Raw genomic sequence first — 12,977 nt, 5'->3', positions numbered from 1 at the left:
GGAAAATCGTTGACGAAAAACTGAACATTACGTTAAATGAAACCACTAAAAATAACAATATTTCAAGCCTATCTTTTTTGGGAAAATACAGAAAAAAATCTATCCAACCTTGCATTACGTCTTTCCTCTTTAAAGGAAAAAACCGATTTGATTATTTTACCGGAGATGTTTAATACAGGTTTCACGATGAATGTGGAAAAGTGCGCCGAAAAAATGGATGGGCAAACGATCTATTGGATGCTGGAACAAGCAAAAAAATACAACTGTGTTGTGGCAGGCAGCCTGATCATCGAAGATGACAATAAATATTACAATCGGTTTATCTGGATGAAACCAGATGGCTCGTTCCATAAATATGATAAAAGACATTTGTTTTCGATGGCTGGTGAAGAAAAGGTTTTTACCGCCGGAAAAAAACGTGTTATCGTTGAAATCAATGGCTGGCGTGTCTGTCTACAGACCTGTTATGATCTCCGTTTCCCGGCTTTTAGCAGAAATCTCAACAATGTTTATGATATCCTCTTATATATAGCAAGTTGGCCGGATATGCGAATAGCGCATTGGAGAGCACTTATTCCAGCGCGTGCAATAGAAAACCAATGTTATGTAATTGGTGTAAACCGCGTCGGTTATGACGGCAATCAGATTTACCATTCAGGAGCTTCTACCTGTGTAGCACCCGATGGTGGCGTTGTTTATTATAAGCCCGAAGACGAAGACCTCTATACCTTTACACTGTATCCAGATGATTTAAAACGAATTAGAGAAAAATTACCTTTTTTGCAGGACGCCGATCAGTTTGTTTTGCTTGATCAATAGCTTTTTAAGCCTTAAGAGGAAAGATTTTTGTTTTAATCGAAGTATTTTAGTGCTGATTTTAAATTTAATAGGAAGGTCTATTTAAAATAGCCGACTTGATAACAGCATCTCTTAAATCGAAATCAGCGTAGGGATTAGCTTCTTCCTCTGCTGAATCTATCTTATAGGGCTCTAAACGGCGGTAAACATGTGGGTGTTTTTTATGGATCTCTTTCGTTCTTTTTACTTCTTCCACCTCAATGACACCCGTATAATCCTCGAAAGGAACTTGTTTTTTAAGTACTTCCTTGTATTCTTGAATAGAGCCTTCCTGAAGTACTTCTTGCCTCAAGGGCTTATAAGTTGTTGTTTCATCCGGTTGGGGTCGATGAGATGGCGTACGTTTTCTTGCCTTCTCCTGCTCTTTCTTAAAATTAGTATAGATTTGGAAACCAAAAACAACTGCGGCGATAATAATAGGTAGAATACTTTCCATGGATTAAAGGTATAAAATAATTTTCGTCTAATTCCTTCCTGCAAAGAAAATCAGCACTACTGTATTAAAAAAACGTTCTTTTAATATAAACACCTTCATCAACAGCGAAATACCTGAAAAAAACAGCAGAAAATTAAATAAATTGGTTCAATTCATTAAATTCGCAGCCTTAAATTTTGTTCGAAACACATGCAACTTACGCGCTTAGAGATAAAAGGGTTCAAAAGCTTTGGCGATAAAATCACCATCAATTTCAATGAGGGAGTTACTGCTATTGTCGGCCCAAATGGCTGCGGGAAGTCCAATGTGGTCGATGCTATCCGATGGGTACTTGGTGAACAACGCACGAAGAACCTGCGCTCGGAGAAGATGGAAAACATCATCTTCAATGGTACTAAAACACGTAAAGCAGCCAATCTTGCGGAAGTTTCGCTATCATTTGATAATACCAAGAATATCCTCCCGACAGAATTTTCCCAAGTTACCGTTACCCGTAAACTGTATCGAACAGGCGAAAGTGAATATCGCTTAAACGATGTACAATGCCGATTAAAAGATATCACTGATTTGTTTTTGGATACAGGAATAGGAAATGATTCCTATTCGATCATTGAGTTGAAAATGATCGACGAAATCATTAATAATAAAGAGAATTCCAGAAGAGCACTTTTTGAAGAGGCTTCCGGTATATCAAAATATAAGGTTAGAAAAAAGCAAACACTGCACAAACTGAAGGACACCGAAACTGATTTAAGCCGTGTAGAAGATTTGCTTTTTGAGATTGAAAAGAATTTAAAAACCTTAGAAAATCAAGCAAAAAAAGCAGAGCGTTATTATAAGCTTAAGGACCAGTATAAAGAACTGAGCGTTTCGTTAGCATCTTTCCGAATTAATAGCTTCCGCGAAGCGCTTGAACGCTTAGAAGAGCAACAACTGATTCAAGAAAATGAACGAAGCCTTATTGTTACACAATTGGACACTTTAGAAGCTGAACTTCAAAAACTCAAGCAAGAAAGTTTAGTAGAAGAGAAGAATCTTTCTGTACAACAAAAGGCCGCAAATGAATATACGTCCAAAATTAGAGCTTATGAGAGTGAAAAAAAGGTCAAAAATGAGCAATTAAGGAATCTGAATGACAAGGAACAACGTTTAAGTAAAGAACTGGCCAACGATAAACAACAGATCAATCATGTTCTCTACAATATTAAGCGCTTACATGAAGAGCAATTGCTTGAACAGCAAAAGTTAGATGAAATTAGCACCTCACTTCATGATCAGAAACTGGAAGTAGATGAACTGAGGGGCCAACAGCAAACCGCAAAATCCAAACTTGATGCTTTTATTCATGAAAATAATCAACTCCAGAACAACATCTATAAACTAGAAAAGGAAATTGCCGTTCTGCATATCCAAAAAGATGCCCTAAGTCAGGAAAGTGAACGAAATATTGTCGATACAGAAGCAAAGGAAACTGAACTCAATGAATTTTCTAAAGTCGTCGATGAATTAGAGGGACGGGTTGACGCTTTACAAGGAGAATATGATGGCACTTTAGTTTACGAAGAAGAGCTTCAACAACAAATTGCTAGTAAAGAACTGCTCATCCAATCATACAAAGAATCTGTAATAAAGGATAACCGTACCTTGGATGCAAAACAAAATGAGTACAATCTTACTAAATCGCTCGTAGATAATTTGGAAGGCTTCCCGGAATCCATTCGATTCCTCAGAAAGAATGCAGGCTGGGCCAAACCTTATCCCCTCCTTTCAGATGTTCTCTTCTGCAAAGAAGAATATCGCGTTACTATTGAAAACTTTCTCGAACCGGTAATGAATCATTACGTAGTTAATGAGCGGGAAGAAGCAGTGAAAGCTATTAAATTATTGGGTAGTGCATCTCGCGGTCGTGCTGGTTTTTTCGTCTTGGAGGCCATTGCCGGACCATCCGGTAATGAACAGGATGCTTTTTCTGACGAACGACTCATTCCTGCTTTATCTGTAGTCGATACCGAAGTTCGTTATCTTCCCCTCATCAAGTTATTATTACATCATGTATACATTTTAAAAACTGACGATGAAAACGATTTAGAGACACCTTTGCCCGACACGCAACTGACCATCTTACATAAAACGGGTAAATTTACGAAGTTTAGACTGGGAATGAGTGGTGGATCTGTTGGTCTATTTGAAGGAAAGCGTATCGGTAGGGCTAAAAATCTAGACAACTTAAATAAAGAGATCAAACAACTTGCTACGCATCTCGAAAAGATTCAATTGGATATTGTTAATGAAACTGCTTTATTAAATGAGCTGAAGATCAATACCAAAAAAAGTCAGTTAGAAGAAACCAAGCTGCAATTGAACAGGCTCAGCAACGAGCTAATCTCCGTAAAAACGAAACAAGAGCAGTACCTTTCTTTCATTCAGAATAGCCAGAATAGAAAACAAGATATCGAAGAAAAAATCCGAACGATTCAAGCGGAACTTGTCCGAGCAGAACCGGCTTTAGCATCGTTAATGACTGATAAAACAAATAAGGCAAATGAATTGATCGTCTTTCAGGAAAATTTCAATGAAATATCGGAACGGCTAACGACCTTATCTTCTGCTTTTAATCAAGAAAACATACGCTTTCACCAACAACAAAATAAAGTAGCTGGAATTAATAAAGATTTAGAATACAGAGAAAGTCAGCATGAAAATCTTGAAAAACGAATTACGCAATACAGTGCAGAATACGAGGCGGTAAAAGAATCGATTAAGGACACCTTACAACATGTGGATCATTCTGATGAAGATTTAATTGCCATGTACGCGCAGAAAGAAGCCCTAGAAAAAGCTTTGCAGGAAGCGGAGCAGCAATATTATGCTATGCGGGGTAATATCAATAAAAAAGAAGAAGAAATTGGGGCTTTCCGTAAAAGAAAAGATCAAATTGAAATTCTGACAAACGAGATAAAAGATAAAAAAACCAGCTTAAAGCTGGACTTGAATGCACTAAAGGAAAGATTAGCTGTTGAGTTTGAAATCGATATCAACGATTTATTAGATAATGAGCTTCCCGAGCATATGGACAGCGAAGAAGAGTTGAGAACTCGCACTGAAAAATTGAAAAGGCAATTAGAGGAATTTGGTGCTATTAATTCCATGGCCATGGAAGCTTATCAAGAAATGAATGAACGATATACTTTTATTCAAAAGGAACGTAAAGATCTCTTCGATGCAAAAACATCTTTATTGGATACGATCAAAGAAATAGACGATACAGCGCGCGATAAATTTATGGAGTCCTTTATGCAAGTGCGTGAGCATTTTATTGTCGTCTTTCGTTCCCTGTTCAATGAAGAAGATTCTTGTGATTTAGTATTAAGTAACCCTGATTTACCGCTCGAATCCGATATAGAAATTATGGCTCGTCCAAAAGGAAAGCGCCCCCTATCCATCAACCAGCTTTCCGGTGGTGAGAAAACACTTACATCAACGGCACTATTGTTTTCTCTGTATCTGCTTAAACCAGCACCGTTCTGTATTTTTGATGAAGTAGATGCGCCATTGGATGATACCAACATTGATAAATTCAATAACATTATCCGGAAATTTTCCGATCAATCACAATTTATTATTGTATCCCATAATAAACGGACAATCGCGAGTACCGATATCATATATGGTGTAACCATGGTAGAGCAAGGTGTATCTCGTGTAGTTGCTGTGGATATGCGGGAAGTGTGATAGGCACTAAGTTTTACGCTTTAATTTAAACGAACCTTTTCTTTATTCAATTTTTTTGTCGCTTTGGCTTGAGTGGCTGTTGCGCTACCTGTTTTTTTAATGTTTTAAAGATTTGAATTTGGCACATGTTGATGGTGCATATGCTTTGCTGCTCGTTGCCTCGGCATCCTCCAAGGCCGTTTTCCCAATACACAAGGCTAAATACATAGCTAAAACTAGTAAGTACGGTTAAAAGTAGTCCCCCTCGTTCTACCAAAATGCCGCCTCCAAAATTTACAAGTAATATTGGGAGGCACTACCGTTCCTGTAAATTTTGCAGCGACAAATAAAGTTCCTTTTTATACTGGGGTGTCCTTAAGAACTATTTCGTATGTTTGTAATAAAACATGCATCGATATGCTTACTATTCCTCATCGTTTTTCCTTTTTAGTATTATTCTTTTGCTTGAGCTGCTGTGCCAGTGTCAAAGAAAATGCAGAGCAGCAAGATTCACAGGTATTAAAGGACCTAAAAATGCTGTCGTCAGACGGATTTGAAGGCAGAAAAACAGGAACGGCAGGTGCAGAGAAGGCGGCAATGTTCATTGTCGATCGATTTAAAAGCCTAGGTCTACAAAGTTTCAATGAGCAATCGACTTATGTACAATATTTTAAATTTGCGGATAAAGAAGGAACTGCTCATACTGGAAAAAATATCATAGGCTATATTCCCGGTAAGCTAAAGGAGACGCTTGTCATATCCGCTCACTACGATCATTTAGGAGAAAAAGGTGACTCAATTTATAACGGAGCTGATGACAATGCATCGGGTGTGGCCGCCTTGTTGCAGTTTGCCGCGTATTTCAGCAAAAACAAACCCAATTTCACCCTCATATTTGCGGCTTTCGATGCAGAAGAAATGGGATTATGCGGAGCCAAAGCTTTTGTTGAAAACCCTCCCGTTCAACTGAATCGCATACAACTCAATATCAATATGGACATGATTGCACACAATGAGAAAAATGAGTTATATGTTTGCGGAACATACAAATATCCGCAATGGAAAGACTATATAGAAGGTACAAAAGACGAAGCAAAAGTAAAACTACTTTTAGGGCATGATAATCCAGATACCGGACACGATGACTGGACGAATCAAAGTGATCAAGGACCTTTTCACGACAAAGGTATTCCCTTCTTGTATTTTGGAGTGGAAGATCACAAAGATTACCATCAACCGAGTGATACCTATGAAAATATCAATCCGACATTTTATGTAAATGCCGTGCAGGCTATTTTGGGCGTGATACAAAATATCGACAATAAACTATCAAGCCAGATTCAGATAAATAAAAATAAAGTTATGTAGACGCTCATACAGCTAAGGCTCATACCATCTTACCTTGTACGCGTTTCTATCATGCCTTTAAATTCTTTATTCGAACGTTTATTTTTCATTAGGTTCTGCGCGGGATTATTCGATTGCCTGGAACGAATACTCATTAAAGAACCACTGCTAGTCGTACTGGCTGTTACTCCCAATTGTTTCAGCGCTTCCGCTAGATAAAGCTCATTTGGATCTCCAAAATCGTACTCACTAAAGCTATCTAAATCCTGTCCAAGATTATCAAGCATTTCCTTGCCTGGAATATCTGTCCCTGGTTTGAAACCGTTGTAGTAGTCACCTTCTCCCTTTGCATTCTTTGAAGAAAAGCTTGGCAGATATAAATCATATACGCTTTCAAGACGAACGGGGAAGAATCCCACCGGCTTTCCATAAGTCGTTGTCCCAACCAGCTTTATATTTAACGAGCTTAAACCACCCAGGGAGTTAATCAACAATTCACTGGCGGAAGCGGTATTGTTAGTAACAAGAAAAACAATATTCTTCACATTACCAAGATTTCCCGCTTTTTTAAAATTAACCGTGTTACCTGTTGCCTCCGGTTTATAGCTGTAGCTAGCATAAGTATCTGTACCTATTATTTCTCCATTAGAATTACGTACAGGTTGATTTTTAAGTATAGTCGCTTTCCCCTCTTGCATCAATTGATTATAATACTCAACAAACATAACCCCCATTGTACCGCTAGGAGCTATTAAATTAGCAAAATGTTCGGCAGTAGCAACATAGCCACCTCCATTGTAGCGTAAGTCGATAACTAAGTCTTCAACATTCTTTGTTGCAAAATCCGAGAAAATATCATCAAGAACATCAAAGGAGTTTTCCTCGTCGGAAAAGCGAGCATAAGCAACATAACCGATGTTTTTATTATTGATAGTGAGTACTGTGTCTTTATAGATGGGACTACTATTATAAGTCTGCTTACTCAATGAAATGGAATAAGAACTCCCCCCCAGTTTCTGTCCCTCTAAGCGAATGGAAAAAGGGTCACCCAATAACCGCGATATATAATCATAATCACGATCCCAGTCATCCCCTATTGTTTCCCCATCTATTTTAGTAATAGAAGTGCCTCTAGTCAAGCCACTCCTAGCAGCAGGTGATCCAGGATAAACAGCGCGAATAAATACTTTAAAGTCCGTATCACTTCCATAGGCTGCAATATCGTAAATACCGACATCATTTCCTTGTCCTGTTAAATTAACACTATTGGTTAAGTTTCTTACGCCAGCTGTAACACCACTGCTACCTGACACATCCTCTATATAAGAGAACTTTGTATAGTCGGTATTATTGGCGGTAAGTATATCATACTTTGATGTGGAATATTGAGCTATTGCCAACAAATTCGTTTCGTAATTTTTTAATTTATCAGCGTTGGAAATATATTGTCTCGGATTAAAAACATCGTAGGTGGGCAAATTTTGATTCCAATAATAAATTTCTTTGGCATATAAAAAAATTGAATCGTTCGTTAGGGCTGTACGATCACTTGTTTGCGTTTGCTTTGTATTATTTTGATCTGAGCTTGGATTATCTTTCTTGCAGGCGTTTATTAGTAATGATACTACAATAGAAACTGTTAAAAACCTGCCAAGTACTTTTCTATTCATCTCTATTACAATCGATATTTTGTTGCAATATACGACAACTCTATTTCTTTTTTTTAGGAGAAAAAAAATTTAACACTAATTGACAGTTTCTTTGAGAAATAATGTGATACTAAGCGTAGACAAGATCGCAAGCAGGGCGTTTGTATTAATTTATATATATATAAGAAGCAAAATGGCAGGCACCAGTCAGCTTCTTACATATCTTATCGTCGTGATACTACCTAATAATCAAGATCCAATAAACTGCTCAGTGGAATCATAATTCCATTTTTCAATTGCAAATAACTATCGGTTAACATCCAAACTGTAGTTTCTACCCTTTTTGGGCCACTGGTGGTATTGAAGGTAATGATCGATTTCGACTTAAATTCATTGCCCAATCTGACGGCGCTTTGCAATTTATAACGTAGTTCACTTATATGGCTTTCAGGGGCATCAATTATTTTATAATTCCGAATGTCTTCCTTGTTGATTAGCTCTGCAATAACGGTACTCATAGTAAATTTGTTTTAGTTGGTTTGGTATAACAATATTAGTTAAATGGCAGCGTAAGTTCAAAAAATGTGAGAAATAAAGACGTTACATTGACTTTTATTACACTAAACTACCTAAACCTCATTAAAACAAGATTAAAGTAACATTAAAATGACTAAATGACCTTTACCACTTGTGAAAATCTGCTTAAGCTTTCGTGTTTAGGATCTAAATCCGTCACTAAATAATCAATCGCATTCACATTGCAGACTTTCATCTTTTGTACCGAATTTAATTTTTCGGCAATACTCAAAATACCTGTTTTTTGTGAACAGCGAAGCATTGCTTTTTTTATCTGAACGACTTCCCAATCGGAATCGGTAACTCCATCTTCAACAGACAGGCTGTTAGTACCCAACAAACAAAGATCGACCCTAATTTCAGACAACTGATTAATCACTTGAGAACCAATCGTTACATTCGTACTTCTAGCCAACTTACCCCCAATAAGGATTACATCATCACTAGATCGTTCCGCCAGTTCAAGTGCGACAAGTGGGCTGATCGTGAAGAAGGTACATTGCATTTTTTCAGGTAATGCCCTCGCTAATTCCAGCATGGTTGTCCCTCCTCCTAATAACACAGCCATTCCATCCTGAATAAGCGTTATTGCTTTTTGAGCAATTGTCTTTTTTGATTCCCGTGCATAAACCTCGTTATCCTGAAACGGATATTGAAAAGATTTAGATAAAGCTCCACCGTATACCTTTAGCACCTTACCACTTTCAGCCAATTCATTTAGATCCCTTCTAATGGTGTCTTCTGAAACATTCAGCTGCACACTAAGATCCGATGATAAAACCTTATTGTGTAGATTTACTTCGCGCATTATAAAAGCCTGTCTTTCTTCTTTTAGCATGTTGGTCAATTTTTACCGTAAGAGTTGTAAATATAAAAGTTTTGTGAAGATAATAAACTTTGCATATGGAAGCCCTGTTTTCCTAAATGATTTGCGAAGTACCCTCATTTATTACTTTATAGTTTTTATCATCGACCTGTTAAGTGCCTCATTGGTATAGCACCCCGCATAAAAACGCTTTCTCCATTTTTTAGCATCTCACTTTCAAAAAACATTTTTTAGACGTTTAAACTTATAATCTAATTGCATTTATTGATGAAAAATGCGCGTTCATACAAAAAAAAATAAAAAGACGCAAAATATTGCATGGAAGTTTTTTTTTATTATACTTGCATATCCAATTAAGCTTCAAATAGAGCTGTAAGACCTTATAAACTGCGGGATAGAATTTAATAAACATGACCTTATGCAAGTAAAAGTCCCAAGTAACCCCAACATGATCATTTAACCATTCAATTTTTATGACCAAATCAATCAAATCACTATCGCTCATTTCCTTCTTTTTTTTCCAATTTGCCTACGCACAGCAATCCGTAATAACCGGGCATGTGGTAGATAAAATGAGCGGCGAGCCCCTAGCAGGAGTTTCTGTAAAAATAAGAAATTCAACAACAGGAAGCGCTACAGATACTGACGGTAAATATACGCTACCGATCGGAGAACTTATAGGTCAGCAATATATTGTATTCAGTTACACGGGCTACAAAACCGAAACGAAGACAATTCAGTTAAGAACCGGCACCAATTTGTTAGATTGTGATTTAAGTACTGATCTTGTAGGTTTAGACGAAGTTATCATCACCGGCACTTCAGCAGGTACTACGCGACGGCAACTAGGCAGTTACATTAGCTCAGTAAAGGGAGATGACCTAACGAAGGGACGAAGCGGAAACATACTATCTTCATTACAAGGCAAAACCGCAGGAGCTCAAATATCACAAAATTCAGGTGATCCAGCAGGAGGTATATCAGTACGTCTAAGAGGAATAAGCTCCGTAAACTCCTCCTCTGAACCACTTTACATCATTGACGGTATTATCGTCAACAACAACACCACCCGCGTAACAAACACGCAGGCCGGTTATGATGGCGGTAATTTTGTTGGAACGATCGGCCAAAATCGACTGGTAGATATTAATCCTGCAGATATTGAGCGTGTTGAAGTGTTAAATGGCGCAGCAGCAGCAGCGATCTATGGATCCAGGGCCAATGCCGGTGTCGTGCAAATTTTCACAAAAAGGGGCGCAGTGGGAAAACCGGTAGTAACGTTTTCTACCAGTTATTCTAACAACAATTTAAGAAAAAGAGTACCTGTCAATCAATCTCCTGTTAAATTCGGGGGGTCAGTCGATACAGAGACCCAAGACGTATTGAATACTGCCCTAACCAGCACCACACCTGTTAATCGGTACGATTATCAAGATTATATTTTCAGAAATGCAAGCGGCACAGATAATAATCTTTCCGTAGCCGGAGGAAAAGATGATACCAAATATTATGTATCGGCCTCCTACTTTAATAACCAAGGCATTGTAAAAAACACAAACTTTAAGCGGTTTAGTTTAAGAACAAACATCGATCAGAAGCTTGCGGATTGGATTTCGTTTAGCGCAGGTTTAAATTACATCAACAGCGGAGCAGATGAGAAACCGGACGGAAATTCGTTTTACTCTCCCTTAAACGCTATCAATATCATTGCCAATTACCACGATTTATTTACGAGAGATGCTGATGGAAACTTAAAAGCCGTTGGAGAAAGGGGTCGGGTGAATCCGGTTTCCGTCATTGAAGATATCCAACAACGTCAAGAAGTGAACCGTATTTTGGGTAACTTAAATCTAAAACTTACACCTATAAAGGGCCTGTCTATTGATTACACCCTTGGTGTGGATTACAGTGGTCAAAATGGCAAAACATATATACCACCCTATACTTACAACGTTAATCCAGATTATTGGGGCGGCGGAAGCAGTTTGAATCCAACGCAAAATGGTTATGCCAGTGTAGCTAGCAACGCCGCTTTTCTGATTAATCAGGAATTTAATGCCACGTATAACGCCAACCTGTCGGAAATGTTGACATCAACTTCTCAACTAGGCTTTTCTTATCAATACGAAAAATCCAATTACAACATGCTGAATGGACGAGGGTTGGCTCCTTTTATTCAAACCGTCAATGCAGCCAGTACTATATTACCGGGAATGGATGCGAGAAGTGAATATTCTGTGAGCGGGGCATATTTTCAACAAAATTTCAAATACAAAGACCATCTATTTTTAACAGGTGCAGTCCGTGTAGATGAATCTTCCGTATTCGGCAAAGATAATCGCCGGCAAGTGTACGTAAAGGGCAGCGGTAGTTATGTATTGTCCTCTGCCGATTATTGGAGGAATTCATCTCTCAATAATTGGTGGGACCTGTTTAAGTTGCGAGCGGCATACGGTCAATCGGGAAATCTAACAGGTATTGGCGCATACGACCGGTATAACGCCTATTCTTCACAAACCTTTTTAAGTAGAGTTTCGCTATTTTCAAGCGCTACACTTGCCAACGAGAACATTAAACCCGAACGCCAAGCTGAACTGGAACTGGGTACGGACTTATCTTTTTTTAATAATCGATTAAGCGCTAGTTTCAACTGGTATAATAAAAAGGTGACAGATTTACTTATCTCCAGGGTAGAAGCGCCTACCACTGGGTTCTCTAGCTTTCTAGACAATGTGGGTTCCCTGCAGAACCGAGGAATCGAATTGGTGCTGAATGGAACACCAGTTAAAAATTCCAATTTTGAATGGAACACCGCAATCATCTACAATCGAAACCGGAACAAGGCACTTGATGTTGGTGGCTTGCGATTATTTAGCACGAACCCAGGCGCACCGGTGGCTATCATTGACAATCAACCTATTGGTGTTTTTTATGGCACCTTTTTCGCCAGAAACCCTGACGGAAGCTTATTAACGGACAACAAAGGAATCCCATTAATGGAGCGTGGCATCCAAAACGGAACGGAATACACCCCACAACGGGATGCGAATGGATTACCGGCTGGCACCCCTTTACGTAAGGTCATTGGTGACCCAAACCCAGATTATACAGTCAGCTTTGTGAACGATTTCACCTATAAAAAGCTATCCTTACACCTGCAATTTGATGCCGTACAAGGTGTGGATGTATGGAATGCAGACTGGCGAACCAGACAAGGCGTTGGCAGCGGTGAAATAGCGCAACAGGAACAAATGGGAGAATTGCCGAGAGGTTATGTGGCCGGCGTTTATGCAGTTGAAGAATGGAGAATTGATAACGGTAATTATATCAAATTGAGAGAAATTTCATTAAGCTACCATATAGGTAAAGTAAAATTCCTTAAAGACCTCACCCTTAACGCAAGCGGTAGAAACTTATTTTCTATTGACAAATACAAAGGCTATGACCCGGAAGTGAATGCGGGTGGACAGTCCACCATATTACGCGGAATAGATTTTGGCGCTATTCCAATTCCAAGAACCTTTACATTGGGAATACAAGTAAAATTATAGCGTCAATTAACAAAAATTTGGAC

The 12,977-nt window shown here is 38.5% G+C and carries 8 protein-coding genes; 4 read left to right on the top strand and 4 right to left on the bottom strand.

Going from position 1 to position 12,977, the window contains the following annotated elements:
- Positions 1 to 36 precede the first annotated feature (36 nt).
- On the top strand, positions 37 to 819 hold the full coding sequence (locus RYH73_RS21895; protein ID WP_335315622.1) for an amidohydrolase: 783 nt from the start codon (positions 37 to 39) through the stop codon (positions 817 to 819).
- Positions 820 to 883: 64 nt separating this feature from the next.
- On the opposite strand, the gene RYH73_RS21890 is transcribed toward RYH73_RS21895, so the two are convergent.
- Positions 884 to 1,294 (bottom strand): hypothetical protein, encoded by a 411-nt coding sequence (locus RYH73_RS21890; RefSeq protein ID WP_335315621.1) that lies wholly within the window; start codon positions 1,292 to 1,294, stop codon positions 884 to 886.
- A gap of 189 nt (positions 1,295 to 1,483) precedes the next feature.
- On the opposite strand from RYH73_RS21890, the gene smc reads away from it, so the two are divergent.
- Together smc and RYH73_RS21880 are read left to right on the top strand one after the other, a co-directional pair.
- On the top strand, positions 1,484 to 5,026 hold the full coding sequence (smc, locus tag RYH73_RS21885; RefSeq protein ID WP_335315620.1) for a chromosome segregation protein SMC: 3,543 nt from the start codon (positions 1,484 to 1,486) through the stop codon (positions 5,024 to 5,026).
- Between the two features lie 396 nt (positions 5,027 to 5,422).
- Complete coding sequence (locus RYH73_RS21880; protein ID WP_335315619.1) at positions 5,423 to 6,373, top strand: M28 family peptidase; 951 nt, start codon at positions 5,423 to 5,425, stop codon at positions 6,371 to 6,373.
- Positions 6,374 to 6,402: 29 nt separating this feature from the next.
- Here RYH73_RS21880 and RYH73_RS21875 read toward each other — a convergent pair whose 3' ends face one another.
- The 3 genes from RYH73_RS21875 to RYH73_RS21865 form a co-directional block, all read right to left on the bottom strand.
- Positions 6,403 to 8,022: a S41 family peptidase gene (locus tag RYH73_RS21875; protein ID WP_335315618.1), complete on the bottom strand. Its 1,620-nt coding sequence runs from the start codon at positions 8,020 to 8,022 to the stop codon at positions 6,403 to 6,405.
- A 221-nt stretch (positions 8,023 to 8,243) separates the two neighbouring features.
- Positions 8,244 to 8,519, bottom strand: coding sequence for a hypothetical protein (locus tag RYH73_RS21870; protein ID WP_335315617.1), 276 nt, complete (start codon positions 8,517 to 8,519; stop codon positions 8,244 to 8,246).
- A gap of 152 nt (positions 8,520 to 8,671) precedes the next feature.
- Positions 8,672 to 9,415, bottom strand: coding sequence for a DeoR/GlpR family DNA-binding transcription regulator (locus tag RYH73_RS21865; RefSeq protein WP_335315616.1), 744 nt, complete (start codon positions 9,413 to 9,415; stop codon positions 8,672 to 8,674).
- Positions 9,416 to 9,876: 461 nt separating this feature from the next.
- Here RYH73_RS21865 and RYH73_RS21860 point away from each other — a divergent pair, with 461 nt between their 5' ends.
- Positions 9,877 to 12,954, top strand: coding sequence for a SusC/RagA family TonB-linked outer membrane protein (locus RYH73_RS21860; RefSeq protein WP_335315615.1), 3,078 nt, complete (start codon positions 9,877 to 9,879; stop codon positions 12,952 to 12,954).
- Positions 12,955 to 12,977 lie beyond the last annotated feature (23 nt).

This window comes from Olivibacter sp. CPCC 100613 (assembly GCF_036959255.1).
GTDB lineage: Bacteria > Bacteroidota > Bacteroidia > Sphingobacteriales > Sphingobacteriaceae > Olivibacter.
The sequence above is the reverse complement of the archived record's forward strand: the minus strand, read 5'-3'. Positions and strand labels throughout refer to the sequence as shown.